We start from the raw sequence: 21,814 nt of genomic DNA, 5'->3' as shown, positions 1-21,814 counted from the left end.
AATATTATATGTATATTTAGTGTTTTTTATTCTTGGTAATTTTTGTTATCAAAAAGGAGTTGGCAAGAGTGAGAAGCGAGTAGGTTCAAAATCAAATTTAATTTATGTGAGGAGTGAGAAGTGTGGGAATTAATGATTTACAGGAAAGAGAGAATTGGACATCGAAGCTTGGATTTATTTTAGCAGCAGCAGGTTCTGCAGTTGGCCTAGGGAATATTTGGCGTTTCCCTTATGTTGTAGGAACAAATGGTGGGGCAGCTTTTTTATTAGTTTATTTAGTTGCAATTATTTTAATAGGTTATCCAGTAATTATTGCGGAGATGTCTTTAGGACGGAATTCGCAAAAGAACCCAGTTGGTGCTTTTAAGGATTTGGCCCCTGATACTTCATGGTGGTTAGTAGGAGCATTAGGTGTCTTTACAGGATTTGTAATCTTAAGTTATTATTCAGTAGTTGCTGGCTGGTCAATGGCGTATATTGTTCAAGCAGCAAATGGATTTACTAGTGATATGGAATTTGCTAACTTATTTGCAGGTCATATTACTAGTGTTGGTGAACCTCTTTTATGGCATGCAGTTTTTATGGGGATAACTGTTGGTATTATCAGTGCTGGTGTTGTAAAGGGAATTCAAAAGACTGTGAAGATTTTAATGCCTATTTTGTTTATCTTATTATTAGTATTAGTTTTTCGTTCTGTATCGCTAGAAGGTGCAGAAGAAGGGTTAGCTTTTTATTTAGCACCTGATTTTGGTGATCTCAGTTGGCAAAGCTTTAATGATGCGATTGCACAAGCATTCTTTACGTTAAGTCTTGGTATGGGTGCAATGATTACTTATGGTAGTTATTTATCTGAAGATGAGAATATCAGTGATAGTGCTGGATATGTACTTGGACTTGATACTTTAGTTGCAGTTTTATCTGGATTTGCTATCTTCCCTGCAGTATTTGCGTTGGGATTGAGTCCAGATGCTGGTCCAGGGTTAACATTTATTACGTTACCAGCAGTATTTGCTGAAATGCCGCTAGGTACCTTCTTTGGTTTCTTATTCTTTTTGTTATTGACAATTGCTGCTGTGACTTCAGCTATTTCTTTACTTGAGGTTGTTGTAGCATATATAGTTGATGAGCATGAATGGGAACGTAAAAAGGCTGCTCAAGTAGTAGGAATAATTATCTTTTTAGTAGGTGTTCCACCATTACTTGGTTATAGTGCATTGTCTGATTTCGAGTTTTTAGGAATGGATCTTTTAGATACTTATGATTGGTTTGCTAATACTATCTTTTTACCATTAGGTGGATTATTAACTGCTGTCTTTGCTGGTCATATTTGGGGAGCAAGAAATACGGCTGAGGAAGCAAACAAGGCAGAAGGTACATTGAGTGTGGGTAATTTATTTGGAATATTAATTAAGTATGTAGTGCCAATTGCGATTGGTGCGATTATGATTGTTGGTATTTGGCAAACTTTTGCTGGTTAATTAAAGTGATTATTTTTAAAATTAAGTTTAGAAAACCCTTCTTTCATTTGAGAGAAGGGTTTTTATATTAAGGTGAGCAAGCATTGAAGTAGTTTGAATCTTCAAAAAGGGAGCTATTTTATAAATTAGCACATATATTAATTTAATACAAGTTTTCGTATTATAGGAATTTAAAGTGAAGTTTTATTACAATATTGTGGCACTTTTGTGCCACAGGAATCAGGAATTTGGAATAAGGAATCAGTAAAAAAATTTTGTACAGGCACGACGCATCGTGCCCGTACATAAAACATCGTTTTTCTTGTAGGGGCAGATCCCTGTGCCTGCCCGTGAAATTAGATCAAACCATGGGCGACCCTACGAGTCCTCTCGCCTACGGGTCTAAAAATCAAGACCCTTCGTGAAATTCATAAAAACCATATCTACTCTTCGTGAAATCCCTACAGGGCTTATTAGCCCTTTCGTGAAAATCACCCTACCAGTCCTAGAAACCAGAACTGTTCGTGAAAAACATAAAGACCATATCAAAGACAGTATCAATAAAAACCATATCCACAAGGATTGTCCCTACAAAAACACATTATTTCACGAACGAAAAGTGCCACTAAATATCAATCAATTTGAAATTTTATTGTTGTTTAGGAAATTATGCTCTTTAAAGGTTGTGGGTAACTTTTGTTTTTAAGATTTTTAATGGTTTGCTTAACCTTAGACTTCAACCTTAGACTTAGACTATGGCTGAAGTCCATTTTTTTATAACTTAGTTCCAGCTGGAATTGGAGCAGCAGTTGGAACATCTATAATTAATGGTTCAGTTAAATCTTTACTATCTAACAAAATTTCTTTGAGTTGTTGAGGATTTTCTACTCTAATACCTTTTACACCACAAGATTCTGCTAACTTAACAAAATCAGGATTATTAAGGTTTACTTCAGTAGGTGATAACTCTGCAGTGACCATCTTGTTATTTTCCATGGCTAGCATACCATTATTTAAGATTATGATTCTGACTGGAAGATTATATTTATTGGCGGTTAGAATTTCACCTAAAAACATTGAAATTCCGCCATCACCAATGATGGAAGTTACTGGCTTGTCGGGATTGTTAATTTTAGCTGTTAAAGCAGCTGATAGGCTGAATCCCATTGTTCTCCATGTACCCGATAGGAGAACTTCTTGGCATCGATTGCCGAAAAATTTTCCAAACCAAATTGTATTATCTCCAGAATCGACAGAGATAATTTCATCTGGACAAGCTTGTTCACTGATTACTCTAATTACTGCTTGAGGTGGGAGTGGATACCCTTCTTGATGACTTTCTGTGCCAAGTCTCTCAAACCAAGTTGTTCGTGCTTCATTTATTTGATTGACCCAGTTTTGATTTTCAGTCTCTGTGATTTGATTGAGTAATAGTTGAAGTGATTCTTTTATCTCACCAACAACTCCTACTTTGATAGGGTGAGTCATTCCAATATTTTCTTTGCAGAGATCGAATTGAATCACTTTGGGTTCTCTAGGAACATAATCCATTGGCCACCAAGTTGCTCCTAGAGTAATTATTAGGTCAGCTTGTTTTAATATTTGAGCAGCTTCTGGACTGCCAGCATGTCCTAATCCACCTAATGATTGTGGAATATCATATTCAAGAATCCCTGTGGCAGGTAAAGTATTGATCAATCCTGCTTTTGTTTTAGAGGCAAGCTCTATTAATTCTTCTTGACAATGTCTAGCTCCTCTTCCATAGAGAATAACCGGTTGATTTGCTTGTTCAATCAATTGACTGGCTTGTTTAATTGTATCCTGTTCAGATTTTTCTGTTTGAGCAAGATGAGGAGGATATTCCCTAGGCTGAGCATTAGTCTGCTGATCCCATAGATCCATAGGGATGACCAGTTGACTTACTCCCCCCTTGTTGATAGCTAAAGACATGGCTTTAACCAATAAATCTACAATTGATTCTGGAGTGGTTACTATATCGGAAAAGACAGTTAATGGTCTGACCAATTCTAATTGTTCTAAATATTGTTTATAATTAGTACCCATGTTGTAAGTGGGGACTTGTCCGCTTATTAATAAAACTGGTGTTCTATCAGCATAAGCATCTGCAATACCGTTAATAATATTTGCTGTTCCAGGGCCACTATGAGAAGCACAAACAGCTAATTCGCCTGTTAACTTAGCTTCCGCTGAGGCCATAAATCCAGCAGTAGCTTCATGTTTAGTTGTATATAAATTTAATTCTGATTTTTTTAATTCTGCAAATAATTTCAAAATTGTATCACCAGCATAACTATAGATGTTTTGGACTTTAAATTTCTGTAACTGTTCGATTAAGACTTGACTTACTTTTTTTTGAGTCATGATCGACCTCCTTTAGAGATATAATACCTAGTTTGTTTTAATATTATTCATATAGCTTCATAATGAACTATTGACACAATGTAAAATGTATAATTAAAAGTTCTTTGAACATCTTTGGTTTTAAGGGGTTGATTGTTAATTGGCAATTGTAAATTATACATTGTAAATTGTAGTAGTTGGTATATTTTTTGATAATAAATTCCATACTAGTTAATAGTAGATACGAGGAGGTAATTACATGGAAGACTTATCTAAAACTACAATGGAAAATTATAAAGAATATGTTAACTCTGGACTAGCTAGATTACTTAAGTTTATGGGTTTAGATAAAGTAGAGTGGGAAGCAGATGGTTTAACTGTCAAGGATATAACTGGAAATGAATATTTGGATTTTTTAGGGGGGTATGGAACTTTTATTTTAGGTCATAAGCCACCAAAGGTTGTGCAGGCTGTTAAAGAGCAGTTAGATTTAATGCCACTCTCTTCTAAAATATTGCTCAATCAGCCCTTGGCCCAGTTAGCTGAGGAGTTAGGTAGAATTGCACCTGGAAATTTAAAAAATTCTTTTATCTGTAATAGTGGAACGGAAGCAGTAGAAGGTGCTTTAAAGTTGGCTAGACTGGCAACTGGGAGATCGAAAATAATTACTACTGAAAATTCATTTCATGGTAAATCATATGGAGCATTAAGTGTTACGGGGAGGGATATTTTTAGAAAACCCTTTGAGCCATTATTATCTGGAATTGAGTTTGTGCCTTTTGGAAATATTAAGAGTTTAGAACAGAAGATTGATTATGAAACAGCAGCAGTAATTATTGAACCGATTCAAGGAGAAGGTGGGATTATTCTGCCCCCTGAAAATTATCTACTCCAAGTGAGAGAGCTATGTGATAAATATGAAACTTTACTGATTTTAGATGAGATTCAAACTGGATTGGGAAGAACAGGAAAGATGTTTGCTTGTCAACATTATAGAGTCAGTCCTGATATTTTAACGCTTGCTAAGGCATTAGGTGGCGGGGTAATGCCTGTAGGAGCTGTTGTTGCTACTGCTGATCTATGGGAAGTTTTTAATCAGAATCCTTTTTTACATACATCTACTTTTGGAGGAAATCAGCTAGCTTGTAGAGCAGCTTTAGCTACATTAAAGGAGGTACAAAATAGAGATTTAGTCAACTCTACGCAAAAATTAGGAGATTATTTATTACAGAATTTAAAGCAGTTAGCAATAAAATATTCTAATGTTATTCAAGAAGTAAGAGGAAAAGGGTTGATGATTGGAATTGAATTTAAGGATGAATCATACGGGGGATTATTGATTTCTGAGTTGGTTAAAGAGGGAGTTTTAGTTGCTTATACTTTAAATCAACAAAAGGTAGTTCGCTTAGAACCGCCTTTGATTGTAGTGAAAAAAGAATTAGATTCAGTGTTAATAAAACTTGACAGAGCTTTAAGTAAAGTAATTGAGTTAGCCAGTTAAAGAAAGGGGAAGAGTATGCCACAGGTAGAGGAAAGTATATTTGTCCAAGGAGACATTGAACAAGCTTACCAGTTAGCTAAGGATATGGAATCATATCCAGAATTCATGCCTAATGTGATTAATATTGATGTTGTAAAGCAATGTAAAAATGAAACTGTTACCAGTTGGATTACTGAGGTTGATGGGAAAAAGATCTGTTGGAAGGAACGGGATGTTTTCAATGATGCGGAATATGAGATAATTTATCAGCAGTTGAGTGGGGATCTTAAGGAGTTTAATGGAAAGTGGAAATTAGAGTCTCATTCCCAGAGGGTAAAGATTAGCTTGATAGTTAATTTTGAATTTGGAATTCCGATGTTATCAGCTTTGTTACATCCAATTTTAAAGAAGAAGGTTGCCAGTAATAGTCGAAGTATGTTGCAAGCAATTAAGAAGCAGATAGAAAGTGAGAGTAGACAGTGTTCTTAATTGTGGCACTTTTGTGCCACAATATAATGTACAGTTAACAATGTATAATTTACAATTAAAGCTCAAAACCTTAAAAACTTAAGACCTCTGAAAGACCTTATATCTACAGGATTAGGATGGTTTTGAATTTAGGTTTTTCTATCTGCTGTCAATCGTTCCTACAGGTCTTTGTCAAGAACTTTCGTGAAACCCATAGAAACCATATCTACTGTTTACTGTTCACTGATATTAAGTGGCACTTTGCCACTTAATATCAAATAAGCTTCACTTCAGAACTGGAAACTTATAATCTAAATTAAATTTATGTTGCAATTACTTGATACAACTTAGAATTTTGTTGATTTTAGATTAGGTTACTTATGTTTTATATGAAGCTAATGATCTTATTTTGAATTTAAAATTAGCAGGTGTAAAAATATTAGTAATAGGGAATAGGTGGATTATGAAATTAGAAAAATTTAGTCAGTGAACAAAGGAAGAGTTTTCTAATTGGTTTGAGGTTATAGTTGATTCAGCGTATAATGGAATTGTAGCTATTGATAATAAGCAAAAGATAATTTTTTTAATCGGGCTGGTGAAGAATTATTAGGAGTTAAGAAAGAAGAGGTTTTAGGTCAGGATATCATGAAGGCTATTTCGGAGACTGGTTTAGTGAATGTTTTACGGACAGAAGTTAAGGAGACAGGTTAACAGTTAAAGGTAAATGGACGAGAGATCTATTCTAATCGAACTTCTATTATTTATAAGTTAGACTCAAAAAACCCCCCTTATGCTCGTCTTAGGGAATGAATGAGCCGAAATATTTTGTGTAGTCAATCTATCAAAATATTTCAATGTGATTTTCCTCTATTTATGTTATAATAAAGTTAACAAGGTTATAAAATAGTAATGTCAATCCATTTGTAGTGAATTAGACCCCTTGTAACGTACAAGTGAATATATGGAGTTGTATTGACCAATCCTTCAATGCGTAAAATATTCAAGGTGTCGTAAGGATTAATGTATTCCTAAAAGACTAATAGTTCAGTAGGGATAATCGGGTCATAGACACTCGTAAAAGAATAAAGTAATCTACATTTGTAGAGAAAACTTAAAATACAAACTTCTTTTGAAATTTCCGTTGTTTATCTCGAATATGGGGCTATTAGGATTAATATCTACTATCTATATCTTGGTTATCGGTGGAGAAATAAGTGGTTCAGTTGTAGGAGGAATCTTTACAATTGTTGGGTTTGGTGCTTTTGGTAAACATCTAATGAACATTACTCCATTATTAATTGGGGTTTATTTAGCTTCTTTAGTTTAAGTTTGGGAAGTAACTGCTACAGGTTCCCTGTTAGCTGCTTTATTTTGTACTACGTTGGACCCTATCGCTGATGAATTTGGTTGGAAGAGTGGGATTTTAGCTGGCTTTGTTCATATGGCAGTGGTGATGAATGTAGGGTATTTACATGGAGGAATGAACCTTTATAATAATGGATTTGCAGGGGGAAAGGTAGCAGCAATGCTTGTTCCAATATTAATTTCTTTTAAGAAAGGAAGTTAAAATGAAAAATGCTAAGAAGACGATTAAAGTAGTTAGTGAATTGATGGGTTTTTATTATCAAGTTGGGATTAGACATATTGAGATTGATGTGAAAAATGGTCTTGACTAGATGATAGTTTGTATTAAAGGTGTAACAGAGAAACTTGCTATTTAAAGATTAGAGAAAGTAAAGAAGTTATTAAATACCCTAGAGAAACACAGGTTGAATAGTATTATTGGGAATTAGCTGGTGAGAGTGATCAGGCTTCAGAATTATCTTTATTAGGAATGATGATTGATAAGGTTGAGGTGAATTATGAAGATAGTAATTTAGAAATTAAAGTGTATAGAAAGAAATAATTAATAAACTATGGTTAGTAGAGGAAGGTTCAAAGCGCATTGAAATTAGAATTACAAAAGTTTACATTAGTAGTTCCTTAAATCACTTTAAATGGATGATATTGTTAGAATCTAGAGTGATTAAAGAGAATTGATAGCGAAGTGATGACTTGATTAAGTAATATAAAATTCAAGTATATGAGTTGAATTAATGATTTTTCTCTATTTAATTAACCTGAATTCTTTTAAACTCAAAAGGGTTAAGTGAAAAAGTTAAATTCAGCTTATATAGTTAGGAGGAGCTTAAATGAAGAAGATTAAACCTGGTTTAATTGGAAGAGTTTCTACAAAGGTAACTGAGATGAATACTGCTAGAAAGTATAATAGTGGTAGAGTTGATGTTTATGCAACTCCAGCTATGATTGCTTTAATGGAACAAGCAGCAACCAAGGCAGTTGCAGATTATTTACCAGCGGATAAAGCAACAGTTGGTACTAATGTTGAGGTCAAACATTTGGTAGCTACTCCATTAGGAATGGAAGTAACAGCTGAGGCTGAGTTGGTCGAAGTTGATGGCAGAAGGCTTGGTTTTGAGGTTAGGGTTGAAGATGAAGTAGAAGAGATTGGAGCAGGTCGTCATGAACGATTTATAATTGAGCTGGATAAATTTCATCAACGGGCGGAAAAGAAGTCTAATTAATTGAATTTGTTAAACAAAATTAAATATAATGATAAAAAAGCTTATCTTGTAAAGCAAGATAAGCTTTTTTATCATTATAGATGTCCAGTGAAATATTGTAGCACTTTCGTGCCACAATATAGTTGACAGTTGACAGTGAATAATTTACAGTTAAGATTAAAATCTTAAAAGCTTAAGACATCTGAAAAGTATTATATCTACAGGTTTAGACTGGTTTTGAATTTAGGGTTCTAATTAGTTTGTTAACTGTCAACCGTCAATCGATATTTAGTTTAGAATTGTTTATCTATAATCGTAAGAATTAGTTAAAAGGTAATTTTCACCTTAGTTATTGCATAAATTATAATAGTTACTCAATGAAAGGGTAGATATTATGAAAGAGGTAGTAAGGAAGGTTAAAAAAGTAACTAAGGGCTTTACTGCTTCCTCGTTACAGACGATTATTGTGGGGGGGAGTGAAGTAGGAATTCAGTTAGCAGAGCGATTGATTCAAATGGGCCAAGATGTTGTGATGATTGAAGAAGATGATCTATTACGAAAGCAGATTCAAGAAAGGATAGATGTATTAACTTTAAAAGGAGAGGGAATAGATTTAGAGCTTTTAAATAAGGCCGGCATCGATAAAACTAATTTATTGATTGCACTTACTGAAGATGACCGCAACAATTTATTAACAGGAATTTATGCTCAGCAGTTAGGAGTCGAAGATATAATTGTTCAAGTAGAGCAGATTAAAAACTTAGCTCTTGATTTACAATTAAATAAATTACAACTTGATTTAGTGGTCAATCCTTCTGAAATGGTAATTAAACGGGTTAAGAATTTAATTAAACCGGGGATGCGATTGGAAGTTGATAAGTTTTTGAGCAAGAAGGTTCAAATTTCTGAATTTAAGATTTCTCACCAAAGTAACTTTGCTTATAATACTGTTAGTGAACTAAACCTTCCTGGCAATTCTTTAGTTTTAGTTATTTTAAGGAAGGGTAGAGTAATTATTCCTCAAGGGAAGGATAAGATTTATCCTGGAGATAGTTTGTATATTATCTGCCAAAAAGGGTTTAAGAAGAAGTTTAGTAAACTAATTAGTAATTATTCGGAGGATAAGGAAAAGGTAGTTCTTGTGGGAGAAGGGGAGATTAATTATCAATTAGCTAAATTTTTTGCTTCTCAATCTGTTGTAACTATTATTGAGGAAGATCTAAAAAAATGTGAAAGACTAGCTGATAATTTAGAGGATGTCTTGGTTTTGCAAGGGGCAGGAACAGATGTTGACCTCTTAAAAGAAGAAGGAGTTGCTAAAGCTGATGCGTTTGTAGCAGTTACGGATGATGATGAAGCTAACTTAGTGATGTCAGTTTTGGCTCAGAAGTTAGGGGTTAAAAGATCAATAGCGGTTGTAAATAAGATTAATTATAGTTATTTAACAGAGTTTTTGAGTATTGATCATATTATCTGTCCGTCATTAATTACTATTGATACTATTTTAGATTATCTACATCAGGGACAAGTTGGCGGAATGGTTACTTTTGGTGGACAGATCAAGTTTTCTAAGGTGACTTATGATAGACAGAGGGCTACTAAATTAAAGGATCTAAAGTTACCTACTGATCTGATCGTTGGTTTGGTTTACCGAGGTAAGAAGGTAATAATCCCCAGTGGAAGTACTAGGTTAGAGTCTAAAGATGAATTACTTATTTTTTCTTTGGTAACTAAGGAGGCAATTGAGCGGTATTTTAAATAGGGGGTAATTAGATGAGATTAAAAATTGTATTTAATATGTTAGGTACTTTGTTGCTTTTTATTGGAGTTAGTATGCTACTCCCTATCTTAGTTTCGCTATATTATCAGGAAGCGGATGGAATTGCTTTTATAGTGGCTACCGGTTTTACTATCAGTAGTGGAAAATTATTAAAACGTTTTAGTGATGATAAGGAGAATATTAGACATCGAGAAGGTTTTGCTATTGTGACATTGGGTTGGATTATTATTTCAATTTTTGGAGCTGTACCATTTATGTTGGCGGGGGTATTTGATAATTTTGTAGATGCTTTTTTTGAAAGTGTCAGTGGTTTTACTACTACAGGTGCTACAGTAATTATGTCCTTAGAAAGCTTATCACATACGATCTTATTTTGGCGCAGCTTAATGCATTGGCTGGGTGGAATGGGGATTATTGTGATGTCGATTGTAATTTTACCTGAATTAGCAGGGTCAATGCAGTTATTTAAAGCAGAGGTACCTGGGCCAGTTCATGAGCGATTAAAACCAAGGATTAGAGAGACTGCTAAGACATTATGGGTTGTTTATATTGCATTGACTTTTTTACAGGTGATTTTATTAGTTTTAAATGAGATGCCTTTATTTGATGCTGTAATTCATTCTTTTGGTACGATGTCAACGGGAGGTTTTTCTTCACGAACTTTGAGTGTTAAGGCTTATGATAGTATTATTATCGAAGCGATTATGGCAGTTTTTATGTTTATGGCTGGAATTAATCTTACTTTACACTATCAGGTTTTGACAGGTAATATTAAGTCATTAATAAAGGATAAAGAGTTTAGATTTTATACTTTTATAGTAGTGACAGCTATTCTTTTGATTACATTTAATCTCCGGTTACAGGTTTATAAGACTTTTCTTTCTTCATTGAAATATGCTGCTTTTCAAGTTACTTCAATTATCAGTACAGCTGGATTTGCGACGGTTGATTATGATATTTGGCCCCCTTTTTCCCGCGGGATATTATTAGTTTTGATGTTTATTGGAGGTTGTGCAGGTTCTACTGCCGGAGGAATTAAGGTGATCAGAATTTATGCATTAATGAAAAAAGGCTTTCAGGAATTATATAAATTGATTCATCCGCGAGCTGTAACTTCATTGAAGATCGGTAATCAGGCTATTTCGGAAGAGGTTTCTACAAGTATTTTGGGATTTTTCTTTTTATATATCATTGTCTTTGTAATTTCTACCATTACATTAGCTTCTTTTGGGATAGATTTGATCAGTTCAATCTCAGCAGTAGCAGCTACTTTAGGGAATATTGGTCCAGGGTTGGGATTGATTGGTCCTTTAAATACCTATGTTCCTTTACCAGTTGTAGGAAAATTATTATTGAGTTTTTGTATGATCTTAGGTAGGCTAGAGATTTATACAGTGTTAGTATTTTTATTAGCTGGTTTTTGGCGGAAGTAGATTAAATTTTGACTTTATAATTAAAAAAAAGTTAGTTATAATTAAGTATAGATATAATTTAAGTTATAAAGTGGAGTTTAGGAGGTGGAAAGGGTGGTTACTAAAATTCTAGTAGTTGATGATGATCAAAATCTTTGCAGATTAATGGAAGTTTATTTGTCTAAGGAAGATTATCAGCTTGCTATAGCAAACCAAGGGGAGGAAGCTTTGGATAAATTTTATGAGTTTAATCCCCACTTAGTAATTCTAGATATCATGTTACCTAAGCTAGATGGTTGGGAAGTCTGTCAAAAAATTAGAGAAAAGTCTAATGTGCCAATTATAATGTTAACTGCGAAAGGAGAAAAGCAGGACAAGATTAAGGGGTTGGATTTAGGAGCAGATGACTATGTAACGAAGCCATTTGACCCTGATGAATTGGTAGCTAGAGTGAAGGCTAATTTAAGAAGAGCTGTAGATATAAGGGCAGATGATCAGGTCTTATTTTTTCCTAATTTAACTATAGATAATAAGAAACATCAGGTCAAGATAAAAGGAAAGGTATTGGAATTAGCACCTAAAGAGTATGATCTACTCTATTTTTTAGCTAAAAATGAAAAGCAGGTCTTTAGTAGAGAACAGTTATTAGATCAAGTTTGGGGGTATAATTTTATAGGTGATATTAGAACTGTTGATACCCATATTAAACGCTTAAGAAATAAGATTGATAATTGCATTGAGGAATATAATTATTTTCACACAGTTTGGGGAGTGGGTTATAAATTTGAAGTCAATAAAGATTTTTAATACTATTTCTAGTAAATTAATGCTCAGATTTATTACAATAATTTTAGTAACTTTATTTATTTTAGGAGCTTCTCTATCTTATTTATTTCAAAATTATTATTATAGTAATCAAGAAGAGACATTTATAGAGCAAGGTCAAGAGATAGCTAATCTGGTTCAAAAGTCGATTTATGAAGGAAATTATGATGAAGCATTATCCTTTTTGAGGAGTTCACAGCGCTTTTTTGAAGGTAATGTCTGGATAGTTAACTCTAGAGGATTAGTCTTAGCTACATCTAAACATGAAGAGCTGCAAGGGATTAGATTAGAAGAGCCGGAAATGAGACGTGTATTTGATGGACAAGTTATAAAAAAGAGTGGGCATTCTGATTACTTTGATGAGTCAGTTTTGTTTGTGGCAGTACCAATTGTTATTGATGAAGAGGTACTGGGAGCTGTCTTTGTCTATTCACCATTAGCAGGAATTAGTACGACTTTGGATGATTTGCGTAGATTGATTATTTATGCAGGATTGATTGCTATCAGTCTAACTTTTATATTGAGTTTTACGTTAACCAAAAGTTTTACTAGACCATTGCGGAAGATGAAGCAGATAGCGTTTGATATGGCTCATGGGCAGTTTAGCGAGCGGTTAGGGGTAAGAACTGATGATGAAGTAGGGCAGTTGGCTCATTCGTTTAATTATTTGGCTGATAGATTACAAGAAACTATTTATTCGTTGCAAGGAAAAGAAGAATTACAACGTAGATTTGTGGCTGATGTTTCTCATGAATTACGGACTCCCTTGACCTCGATTCAAGGGTTTGTTAAGGCATTACGTGATGGTGTTTATGATTCTGAAGTGGATAAACGTGAATATTACTCAATAGTATTAGGTGAAGTGGAGAGGTTGATTAGATTAGTCAATGATTTATTAGATTTATCACAAATTGAAATGGAACAGATCAAGATGGAGATTGAGGTTTTGGATATAGAGTATTTAATCAATATCTCTGTTAAAAATTTGCAACCAAAAATTACTGAAAAGAATTTGAATATAGCAGTTGAAGTACCAGAAGGTTTTTCTTTAGTCTTAGGTGATAGGGATAGGATTGAACAGATTTTAATTAATTTGATCAGTAATGCTATTGATTTTACCCCTGAAGGTAAGGAGATTAGGATCTTTGCTCAAGAAGGAGAAAGAAAGGTTAAGGTAATAATAGAGGATCAAGGACCTGGAATTCCTCGCCAAGAGCTAGCTAATATCTGGAATAGATTTCATAAAGTTGATAAATCTCGAACGCGTAGTAAAGGTGGTACAGGGTTGGGGTTATCAATTGTTAGGGAGATTATTAGACAGCATGATGGCGAAGTTTGGGTTGATAGTGTAGAAGGTGAAGGTTCTAGATTTGGTTTTAGTTTGATTAAAGCTAATGAAGAAGCAGTGAGAAGCTTTTGAAAACAATGGTCAATTGATAATTAACAATGTACAATTAAATTCTTTTGATCTTGAGAGGTTAATTGTCAACTGTAAATTGTAAATTTTTTAAGGGAGGGAGCTGTAATGAAAAGGTTTAAAGAGAGAATAGTTGGGTATAGTTGTTTAATTTTGATTGGAGTTTTAATAGGCAGTTTTTTAGTAACAGATATTGAAGCTACTGCTTTTTGGAGTTCTGAACCGGAAGTGGAAGAGGAACAGCAGCAAGTTGAGCGGATAGTTGTACCTCAAGAAGAAGCAGTTAAGAAGGTTGTACGTGAGGTTGGCCCTGCTGTGGTCAGTATCATTACTAAAGATACTGAAGTTAGGCATGATTTTTTCTTTAATCCTATTCCTGAAGAAAGAGAAGGAATAGGGTCAGGAGTTATTATTGATCAAAAAGGACATATTTTAACCAATCACCATGTGGTTGGAGGGGTTGATGAGATAGAAGTCTTGTTACCGGATGGACGAGATTTTACAGCTGAGGTTGTCGGTGAGGATCCACGGAATGATTTGGCCGTTATTCAAGTTGATGCTTCTGATCTGCCAGTAGCTCCTTTAGGAGATTCAAATCAGTTGGAAGTAGGGCAATTAGCGATTGCTATTGGAAGCCCCTTTGGGGTCGAATTTAGTAATACAGTAACTACTGGTGTTATTAGTGCTTTAGGAAGAGAGATTAGACCTACTAGTAGGGTTACTAGAAGCTCTGTTGTGCTTGATGGCTTGATTCAAACGGATGCTTCTATCAATCCTGGTAATAGTGGGGGACCTTTACTGGATAGTCAGGGCCAAGTAGTCGGAATCAATACTGCTATTATTGGCAGTGCTGAAGGAATTGGTTTTGCGATACCGGTTAACCGGGCCAAAGAAATTATTGATGATTTGATTGAGTATGGTAGGGTTAGGAGACCTTGGTTAGGGATTTATGGGGCTGGAATAGCTGAACAAGTAGCTCAGTATTATGGTTTAGATATATCTAATGGAGTAATGATCTTACGTACAGTCTCCAATAGTCCTGCCTCTAAAGCTGGGTTATCACGGGGAGATATTATTATCGAAGCTGATCATCAAGAAGTAAAAGATATGAATGATTTACAGGAGATTATTGTAGATAAAGAGATTGGTGAGCAACTTGAATTATTGATTATGAGCCAAGATGGAAATTTGAATTCAGCTAAGGTAACTCTTGGTGAAATGCCTATAGAGTAAAAACCAGAGGCTAGGGTTAATCGTTAAGCTTGTGATTAACCTTAGCTTTAATTTTTAGTAGTGATATATAAATTATTCTAAATAGTAAATATTTAGTTTATCTAGAAAATATTGCATTGATTAAGAAACACAAATGTGATATTCTAAGTAATACAATTTATTAGTGAGTATGTAATAGCTAATAAGGTTTAGGAGGAAAAGAGAGTAATGGAAAAAAAACGTCATGATTTGGGGGTTAAGGTAAGTTCTATTAGTTTAGTAGTTAATATTTTATTGTCAATTTTAAAGATAGTTGTAGGGTTTTGGTTTGGTAGTAAGGCATTGATTGCTGATGGTTTTCATTCTGTATCAGATGTAGTTTCCACTATAATAGTATTTATGAGTTTTAAGGTTTCTAGTCAGCCTCCAGATGATTGTCATCCTTACGGACATGGTAAGGCTGAATCAATTGCAACGAAATTATTGGGAATAATTTTAATTGCTACTGGTTTGATGTTAGTTAGGAGTACAGTGATGGAGATTATTAATTATGAGATAAATATTCCTAGTAGCATAGTACTTTGGACTGCAGTAATCTCTATTATAATAAAAGAAGGATTATGCCGCTATATTATAAAAGTAGGACGAAAGATTGATTCTAAAGGATTGGTTGCTGATGCTTATCATCATCGTTCTGATGCATTATCTTCTATTGCAGTTTTGATTGGAGCAGGGGGGGCAAGACTTGGTTATCCTTTGTTAGATCCATTAGCAGGACTTGTAGTTGCTTCATTTATTATTAAGGTCGGCGGAGAGATATTATTAGATGCTATTGATGAATTAATGGATGCTATTCCTAGTCAAGATAAGAAAAATAAAATAATAAAAGAGGTTGTTAAAGTAAATGATGTTCTTACAATTAAAGATATAAAATTAAGAGCTTATGGTTCTCGCCTTTTTGTTGACTTGAAGGTTGTTGTAGCTAACGATTTAACGGTTACTGAAGGACATCAAGTTGCTACCGCTGTCAAAGAAAAGATTAAGGATTCCAACCCTAAAGTAGAAGGAGTTTTGGTTCATATAGATCCTAAAAATGAAATAGATAATTTAGCAGATAATGAACATTAACTGAATTTAGAGTAAGGAGGAACAGAATTTGAAGCTTAATTATAATAAATTTATTATTCCTTTTTTTTTGCTATTGATATTGAGCTTAACAGGATGTAGAGAAGAATTAATTGTAGAAGAATTTAATGTTGATTCTGAACATTATTATGAAACTGGTAGATTGTTAGGAAATAGTAAAGTAGATTTTGATATTAAATTATCTCAAGAGGCTGATTTAAATTATCATTGGACTGCTAATGGTGGAAATTTTTTATCACAGACCGATAATCAAGCGACTTATCGGGTTCCAACAGCACCTGGTGATTATAGAATTACAGTCTTTATTCAAGATGATCAGGGAAATGAAACTACATATAATTTTTCTTTTGCAGTTGAAGGAGATTATCCTGAACAGGTATTATTAAATGAAGTAAAGAATGATTCTGTAGTTGAAGGGGTTAAGCTTAACTGGTCGACTTATCTTGAGGATGATTTTTTTACTTATCAAATATTACGTAGTAATAATTTTTATATTGATAATAATGCAGAGGTGATAGCAGAAATAGATGATCAGGTGGAAACTTATTATTTAGATCAAGATGTCGCTCCAAATCAAATTTATACCTATCAAGTGATGGTAATTAATGAGCAAGGTTATTTATCAGTCAGTAATGAAGAGTTGATTGAAATATTAGATAAAGGGATTAGAGAGGTTGCATTAGGTAAGCGTGTTTCGGATCTTGTATTTGATGAATTACGCTCTCAATTATATTTGCTTGATCAGCAAGAAAATCAATTATTAATCTTTGATACTCAGGAAGATGAGATTACTGAAGAAATTGAGGTTGGCCCAAATCCTAAACATCTAAAGCTGAGTAAAGATAATACATATTTGTTTTTAGTTACTGAGGGAAATAATTCTTTGGTACAGGTAGATTTAGAACAATTGAAAGTAAGTAATTATAATTTTAAGCAAGAAATAAAGGATATAACTTTAGGGACTGATTATTTATATCTCAAAGTAGATGATGAAGCTAACTTATTGCAATTTAATATTAGAGAAGCAAGAGTTGAAGATAGCTATCAATTAAAAAACGGAAGAGCAGTAGTGACTGGTGAAAAAATTGAATTGGTTGGAGAAGAACAGTTATTGATTGATGCCTACTTTACTGAAACATTCATCTATGACCTAAGCGAAATTTCAAATCCTATAAGAAAATTGAGAACAGGGATAATTGATGATCTTGAAATACATAATGATGCAGAAGAAAAAGATATCTATATTGCAAGTAGCCAATTTGATTATGTTCAGTCTTTTGTGCTCAATCAAGCAGGAGAGGTAGAGTTAGTAAGGAAATTTAAAACTGCAGGTTATCCACGAGGAATTGCCGTTGCTCAGGAAGCAGGATGGTTATTTATCGCTTATAATGATACTGAAGTTAGTTTGTTTTCCTTAGATACACATAGTTTATTAGATAAAATTGACTTAAGAGATTATGCTTATGATCTTGTTTTTGATTCCAACCAGAATAAACTTTATATTTTAACTTCGTCTATCAATCAACGAGAATATAGGTTGGTAATAGTTGATTTAATGGAAGCAGTTGATTTTTAACTTATACGAGTTAGTAACATTATATCAGTGTACAGTTTACGGTTGACGGTTAACAGTTAAAACCATTAAAATCTTAAATCAAAATCACTCTAAACCTGCGAACATAAGGCATTTCAGAGATCTTAATTTTTTAAGGTTTTGATCTTAACTGTAAACTGTTCACTGTACACTGTCAACTCAATAATGTGGCACAAAAGTGCCACATTATTGTAATACATCTGTATTCTATTAGGATTTAGTTTAAGTTAATGAGTATGATATAATACAAGTGTTGAAGTAGGTAATATAGGAGGTAAAATGTGAAATTAGAGTTGGTTAAATTATTAATAGGTACTTTAGTAGTTGCTGTTATTGTTATTTTTCTTTATTTTTCGAGTGGAACTAAGCAGAGTTTAGATGAGTATATACTATCTAAATTAATCAATTTTTGGGGTGAAGTAGTTAATTTAATAATTATTATAGTAAGTATTTGGTTTAGTATTAGAGTAGGTGGTCAAATGTTAAGGAGGGTTTTGCATGAATTATGGTGGTAGGGGAAAGGTTTTAGAGAACATGATTGAAACTTCCAATCGACAATATTTATTTCAAAATAGAGCGGTAATTCAAAAGATTCCTACCCCTGTTAAAGTATTAAATATAAATTCCAGAACTGGGAAGATTACTAATGGATTTTATGAACAGAAATCAACTGTTGACTATATTGGGAGTTATAAGGGCCAAGCCATTGCTTTTGATGCTAAGGAAACTAGAATAGAGACGCGCTTTGATTTGAGTAATGTAAAGAAACATCAATATAATTATTTAAAAAACTGGGCTGCTAATGGTGGAATTGCTTTTTTGATTATTTATTTTAATGCTTTAGATGAGGCATACTATTTACCTTATAGTCTATTAGATGAGTATTGGCAAGGAAGGTTGAAAGGAGGTAGAAAGAGTATTCCTTATCAAAAAATTGCTAAACAGGAGTATAAAATCGGTAGTCAAGGATTAGTTGTTTTAGATTATTTAGAGGTGATAGATAGAATTTTTAATCTGTGAGTTTTAGAAAGGAATCTTGATTTTTTAGAGTAAATATAATAAAATAGTAAAAGATGGTGCTAGTGTTTAATTTGTTATTCTTATAAATTAAAGGAATGTTTTGAGGGGAGGAACAGGAATGGCTAAGAAAATATTAATAACTGATGATGCTAATTTTATGAGAACAATGTTAGCTAAAATAATTGAAGAACAAGGATATGCAGTAGCTGGAATGGCCGAAAATGGTGAAAGAGCTATAGAGCAATATAAAGAATTAGAACCCGATTTGGTAACAATGGATATTACTATGCCAGGAATGGACGGAATTGAGGCTACTAAAAAGATTATGGAGTATGATCCAGATGCTACTATAATTGTTTGTAGTGCAATGGGACAAAAACCGATGGTATTAGAAGCAATTGAAGCTGGGGCAAAGGATTTTATAGTAAAGCCTATTAAACCGGAAAAAGTCAAAGAAACATTAGAAAAATTACTTGACTAATAGTAATTAATTACGGAAAGTTTCTGTGAAACTTGTAGGAAAGACTTCATAGTAAAACCTATCAAGCCAGAGAAAGTTAAAGAGACATTAGACAAATTAATCGGATAGCAGCAAATTAATTATGTAAAGAACATATAATATTTTTATATCGTATGGTAGAAGCATTTATATTTGTTTCTATTGTGCGATCTTTTATTTTTAAGCTCTATATCAGATAAAAGGATAAAAAGTTTTTTTGTCAAATAAAGAGGAAAAATTTATTTTTTAGTGAAGTTTACTATGTGGAGTAAAATTAAATGTTAGTTATTATTGATTAAAATTATATTTTATGGAAATAATAATTATACAACAAGGTTAATAGGAGGATTATTATGAAAAAGAAAGCAATTAAAGCTAATGTAAAAGGTAGAATTCAAGGTGTTGGATATCGAGCAAGTACACATCAAAAAGCTACTCGCTTAGGAATTAAAGGATATGTAAAAAGTACTTCTGGGAATGAACTAGAGGTAGTGGCTGAAGGAACTGAGCAAAAGTTGGAAGAATTGGTTAAATTTTTGGAGGAAGGACCAAGTAAAGCTGAGGTAGAGGAGTTTAATTATGAATGGATTGAGCCAACAGAAGATTTTATTAGATTTGCTATTAAGTATCAAGTATAAATTTAAAGAGGAAACTTGTTGGGTTTGTTTTCTAGGAGGAAAACTTAATCTGCTTGTAATTAGATGTTATGTGAGCTTTTAATTACAAGTGGAAGTTGAACATGTTTTGAAGTGATAAATAGTGAGGTGAAGAATGAGGGGTTAATATTTAATATTGATTTATAATTTAAACCTAAAGATTTTAGCAGGGGTTTAATATTATATCTAGGATTCTTGAATAAAATTAAATATAGGAGGAATTATAAATGAATATTGCTAATTTTTTAACCTCACTAAGAATCATAATGGTTCAAGTATTTTTGATTATTCTTTTTAGTTCTATTGAAGCTAATATAATGATTGTTGGAATAATTCTTATCTGTTCTGGATTGACTGATTTACTTAATGGGTATGTAGCTAGAAGGTATGACCTGATTTTAGATTTAGGGAGGATATTAGATATTTATATTTTGAAAGTAACATTATTTTCAGCGATTCCTTTAACTATTATTCCAGGGGTAGATTATGTTATTCAGGCTTACAATAAGGGGGAATCTGTTAAGTGGAAGCTATTATGCTTCCGATTTGTTTTTTAGATTATTAAAGATTATAGTTTAAATGTTTAGGGTTATTTTGTTTTAGGGAGGAAGAGATATGCCACTTACAATTACTGATACAAGTTATGAGGCATTAGAGAAAATGGGTACTTTACTTAATTATTCTCAACTTACTAAAAAAATTGAGGAGCTAGTAACTGTGAAAGATTCTGATTCAGTTCGAGCTAGTATTTATAATGATTCTAGATTTGTTAAATTTGCTTCAGGTAAGTTAGGTTTGAGAAAGTGGTTATTAAGTGGAATTTCTTTTGTTCTCTATCCTTCATTGGCCCAGATTAAACGAGGTTTTATAAGTGTTAATAATTATGAATATTTATTTTCTCAATCAAAGATTAAATTAATCTATCAGAAAAAAAAATATTGTTTGGAGCTAAAAAACAGTCGGATTACAGGGTTTAAGAAATTGTATAATCAACTTCCTTTTGGATTAACTAATTTATTAATAGAAATTGTTGCTTTAGAACAAGGTAGTTATATCTTAAAAGATACAAATATTGAAATTGAAGATAATAATCTTTATAAATCACTAATATTAAGAGTTTTAAAAGAAAGAGGAATTAAAAGGGCTGAAAATTTATTGAAAGAAGTATTAATAAGGGCAGAAGAGACAGGGAGATTAGAGCAATTACTTCCACTGGTACCATTAGAGGAAGTGGCGAAAGAAATACCACAGATTTATCAACCAGCTAAAGGTTTATTTAAGGTTAATAAGTTTTATTGATGTATAAATTACTATCATCTAAGAAATGATATATTATATACTATCTGATTGGGGAGGGAATAACTTAGGTAATGAAGTCGAATACTTGGAATCCATTTAGAGAGATAAATACTATACGGGAGCAGATGAATAGATTTTTGGATGAAAGATTACCAGAGCAAGAAAAAACTTATCCAGCAGTTGATATTTATGAAGAAGGAGATAATTTAGTTATTAAGGCAGATTTGCCAGGAATACGACCTGATGATGTTGAAATAATGGTTAGTGAAGAAACTGTTATTGTTAAAGGGCAACATCAAGAACAAGAGAGTACTAAAGGGCAAAATGGATATTATTATGAGGAAAGAAGTAGGAATGAATTTCAAAGAAGAATTACATTACCCCTCAAAGTTAAGCATCAAGAGGCTAGAGCCGATATTGAACACGGTGTAATGGAGATAATAATTCCTAAAGCTGAAGAGGAATTGAATAAAGTTACTAGATTAAAGTTGAATAATAGAGAATAAAGGATTGCTAAAGGTCGAGTATCTTAAAGATACTTGACTTTTTTTATCTAGAACAGCCAAGAAAACTCCATCTAAGCTACTGTATTAGGTGGAGATGAATTGGCTATTTTAAATTTAA

19 protein-coding genes and 2 pseudogenes are annotated in these 21,814 nt (G+C 33.0%); 20 read left to right on the top strand and 1 reads right to left on the bottom strand.

The window, feature by feature from the left end; genetic code table 11:
* Positions 1 to 128: 128 nt before the first annotated feature.
* On the top strand, positions 129 to 1,478 hold the full coding sequence (locus MWH25_RS07515) for a sodium-dependent transporter (RefSeq protein ID WP_345947240.1): 1,350 nt from the start codon (positions 129 to 131) through the stop codon (positions 1,476 to 1,478).
* Between the two features lie 753 nt (positions 1,479 to 2,231).
* Here the strand turns inward: MWH25_RS07515 and MWH25_RS07510 are convergent.
* Positions 2,232 to 3,839, bottom strand: a complete 1,608-nt coding sequence (locus MWH25_RS07510; RefSeq protein ID WP_248627032.1) for a thiamine pyrophosphate-binding protein — start codon at positions 3,837 to 3,839, stop codon at positions 2,232 to 2,234.
* A 238-nt stretch (positions 3,840 to 4,077) separates the two neighbouring features.
* Here MWH25_RS07510 and MWH25_RS07505 point away from each other — a divergent pair, with 238 nt between their 5' ends.
* The 19 genes and pseudogenes from MWH25_RS07505 (at position 4,078) to MWH25_RS07420 (ending at position 21,696) form a co-directional block, all read left to right on the top strand.
* Positions 4,078 to 5,319, top strand: a complete 1,242-nt coding sequence (locus MWH25_RS07505) for an aspartate aminotransferase family protein (protein WP_248627031.1) — start codon at positions 4,078 to 4,080, stop codon at positions 5,317 to 5,319.
* Between the two features lie 15 nt (positions 5,320 to 5,334).
* Positions 5,335 to 5,787 (top strand): type II toxin-antitoxin system RatA family toxin, encoded by a 453-nt coding sequence (locus MWH25_RS07500; protein WP_248627030.1) that lies wholly within the window; start codon positions 5,335 to 5,337, stop codon positions 5,785 to 5,787.
* A 567-nt stretch (positions 5,788 to 6,354) separates the two neighbouring features.
* A pseudogene (locus MWH25_RS13140) lies at positions 6,355 to 6,477 on the top strand (hypothetical protein); the annotation flags it as partial.
* Positions 6,478 to 6,922: 445 nt separating this feature from the next.
* Positions 6,923 to 7,333, top strand: a pseudogene (locus MWH25_RS07495) (DUF1576 domain-containing protein).
* Positions 7,334 to 7,958: 625 nt separating this feature from the next.
* Positions 7,959 to 8,351, top strand: a complete 393-nt coding sequence (locus MWH25_RS07490) for a thioesterase family protein (protein ID WP_248627029.1) — start codon at positions 7,959 to 7,961, stop codon at positions 8,349 to 8,351.
* Positions 8,352 to 8,724: 373 nt separating this feature from the next.
* On the top strand, positions 8,725 to 10,092 hold the full coding sequence (gene trkA / locus MWH25_RS07485; RefSeq protein ID WP_248627028.1) for a Trk system potassium transporter TrkA: 1,368 nt from the start codon (positions 8,725 to 8,727) through the stop codon (positions 10,090 to 10,092).
* An 11-nt stretch (positions 10,093 to 10,103) separates the two neighbouring features.
* Entirely contained in the window at positions 10,104 to 11,543 is a 1,440-nt protein-coding gene (locus MWH25_RS07480; RefSeq protein ID WP_248627027.1) for a TrkH family potassium uptake protein, read from the top strand.
* Between the two features lie 93 nt (positions 11,544 to 11,636).
* Positions 11,637 to 12,329 carry a response regulator transcription factor gene (locus MWH25_RS07475; RefSeq protein WP_345947239.1) on the top strand — a complete coding sequence of 231 codons (693 nt, stop codon included), beginning with the start codon at positions 11,637 to 11,639 and terminating at the stop codon, positions 12,327 to 12,329.
* A gap of 19 nt (positions 12,330 to 12,348) precedes the next feature.
* On the top strand, positions 12,349 to 13,767 hold the full coding sequence (locus tag MWH25_RS07470) for an ATP-binding protein (RefSeq protein WP_248627026.1): 1,419 nt from the start codon (positions 12,349 to 12,351) through the stop codon (positions 13,765 to 13,767).
* A 105-nt stretch (positions 13,768 to 13,872) separates the two neighbouring features.
* Positions 13,873 to 14,997 carry a S1C family serine protease gene (locus MWH25_RS07465; RefSeq protein WP_248627025.1) on the top strand — a complete coding sequence of 375 codons (1,125 nt, stop codon included), beginning with the start codon at positions 13,873 to 13,875 and terminating at the stop codon, positions 14,995 to 14,997.
* Between the two features lie 207 nt (positions 14,998 to 15,204).
* The gene (locus MWH25_RS07460; protein ID WP_248627024.1) at positions 15,205 to 16,104 is read left to right on the top strand and encodes a cation diffusion facilitator family transporter; all 900 of its coding nucleotides are present in this window, start codon (positions 15,205 to 15,207) and stop codon (positions 16,102 to 16,104) included.
* 28 nt (positions 16,105 to 16,132) lie between these two features.
* Positions 16,133 to 17,698 carry a YncE family protein gene (locus tag MWH25_RS07455; RefSeq protein ID WP_248627023.1) on the top strand — a complete coding sequence of 522 codons (1,566 nt, stop codon included), beginning with the start codon at positions 16,133 to 16,135 and terminating at the stop codon, positions 17,696 to 17,698.
* Positions 17,699 to 17,997: 299 nt separating this feature from the next.
* Positions 17,998 to 18,231: a hypothetical protein gene (locus MWH25_RS07450; RefSeq protein WP_248627022.1), complete on the top strand. Its 234-nt coding sequence runs from the start codon at positions 17,998 to 18,000 to the stop codon at positions 18,229 to 18,231.
* Positions 18,215 to 18,736: a Holliday junction resolvase RecU gene (recU, locus tag MWH25_RS07445; protein ID WP_248627021.1), complete on the top strand. Its 522-nt coding sequence runs from the start codon at positions 18,215 to 18,217 to the stop codon at positions 18,734 to 18,736. The genes MWH25_RS07450 and recU overlap by 17 nt, the downstream gene beginning before the upstream one ends.
* A 118-nt stretch (positions 18,737 to 18,854) precedes the next feature.
* Entirely contained in the window at positions 18,855 to 19,217 is a 363-nt protein-coding gene (locus MWH25_RS07440) for a response regulator (protein ID WP_248627020.1), read from the top strand.
* 371 nt (positions 19,218 to 19,588) lie between these two features.
* Positions 19,589 to 19,873: an acylphosphatase gene (locus MWH25_RS07435; protein ID WP_248627019.1), complete on the top strand. Its 285-nt coding sequence runs from the start codon at positions 19,589 to 19,591 to the stop codon at positions 19,871 to 19,873.
* 245 nt (positions 19,874 to 20,118) lie between these two features.
* Positions 20,119 to 20,448 (top strand): CDP-alcohol phosphatidyltransferase family protein, encoded by a 330-nt coding sequence (locus tag MWH25_RS07430; protein WP_248627018.1) that lies wholly within the window; start codon positions 20,119 to 20,121, stop codon positions 20,446 to 20,448.
* Between the two features lie 58 nt (positions 20,449 to 20,506).
* Complete coding sequence (locus tag MWH25_RS07425) at positions 20,507 to 21,190, top strand: winged helix-turn-helix domain-containing protein (RefSeq protein ID WP_248627017.1); 684 nt, start codon at positions 20,507 to 20,509, stop codon at positions 21,188 to 21,190.
* Positions 21,191 to 21,261: 71 nt separating this feature from the next.
* Complete coding sequence (locus MWH25_RS07420) at positions 21,262 to 21,696, top strand: Hsp20/alpha crystallin family protein (protein ID WP_248627016.1); 435 nt, start codon at positions 21,262 to 21,264, stop codon at positions 21,694 to 21,696.
* Positions 21,697 to 21,814: the final 118 nt, after the last annotated feature.

Origin of the sequence: Natroniella acetigena, from assembly GCF_023227745.1 — a bacterium.
GTDB lineage: Bacteria > Bacillota > Halanaerobiia > Halobacteroidales > Halobacteroidaceae > Natroniella > Natroniella acetigena.
Note: the sequence above shows the minus strand (reverse complement) of the source record. Positions and strands in the feature narration are given on the sequence as shown.

Excerpts from the sequence above, each read along its gene's own strand:
- MWH25_RS07510 (WP_248627032.1), bottom strand. The coding sequence starts at position 3,839 with ATGACTCAAAAAAAAGTAAGTCAAGTCTTAATCGAACAGTTACAGAAA.
- MWH25_RS07505 (WP_248627031.1), top strand. The coding sequence starts at position 4,078 with ATGGAAGACTTATCTAAAACTACAATGGAAAATTATAAAGAATATGTT.
- MWH25_RS07500 (WP_248627030.1), top strand. The coding sequence starts at position 5,335 with ATGCCACAGGTAGAGGAAAGTATATTTGTCCAAGGAGACATTGAACAA.
- MWH25_RS07490 (WP_248627029.1), top strand. The coding sequence starts at position 7,959 with ATGAAGAAGATTAAACCTGGTTTAATTGGAAGAGTTTCTACAAAGGTA.
- trkA (WP_248627028.1), top strand. The coding sequence starts at position 8,725 with ATGAAAGAGGTAGTAAGGAAGGTTAAAAAAGTAACTAAGGGCTTTACT.
- MWH25_RS07480 (WP_248627027.1), top strand. The coding sequence starts at position 10,104 with ATGAGATTAAAAATTGTATTTAATATGTTAGGTACTTTGTTGCTTTTT.
- MWH25_RS07470 (WP_248627026.1), top strand. The coding sequence starts at position 12,349 with ATGCTCAGATTTATTACAATAATTTTAGTAACTTTATTTATTTTAGGA.
- MWH25_RS07465 (WP_248627025.1), top strand. The coding sequence starts at position 13,873 with ATGAAAAGGTTTAAAGAGAGAATAGTTGGGTATAGTTGTTTAATTTTG.
- MWH25_RS07460 (WP_248627024.1), top strand. The coding sequence starts at position 15,205 with ATGGAAAAAAAACGTCATGATTTGGGGGTTAAGGTAAGTTCTATTAGT.
- recU (WP_248627021.1), top strand. The coding sequence starts at position 18,215 with ATGAATTATGGTGGTAGGGGAAAGGTTTTAGAGAACATGATTGAAACT.
- MWH25_RS07440 (WP_248627020.1), top strand. The coding sequence starts at position 18,855 with ATGGCTAAGAAAATATTAATAACTGATGATGCTAATTTTATGAGAACA.
- MWH25_RS07435 (WP_248627019.1), top strand. The coding sequence starts at position 19,589 with ATGAAAAAGAAAGCAATTAAAGCTAATGTAAAAGGTAGAATTCAAGGT.
- MWH25_RS07430 (WP_248627018.1), top strand. The coding sequence starts at position 20,119 with ATGAATATTGCTAATTTTTTAACCTCACTAAGAATCATAATGGTTCAA.
- MWH25_RS07425 (WP_248627017.1), top strand. The coding sequence starts at position 20,507 with ATGCCACTTACAATTACTGATACAAGTTATGAGGCATTAGAGAAAATG.
- MWH25_RS07420 (WP_248627016.1), top strand. The coding sequence starts at position 21,262 with ATGAAGTCGAATACTTGGAATCCATTTAGAGAGATAAATACTATACGG.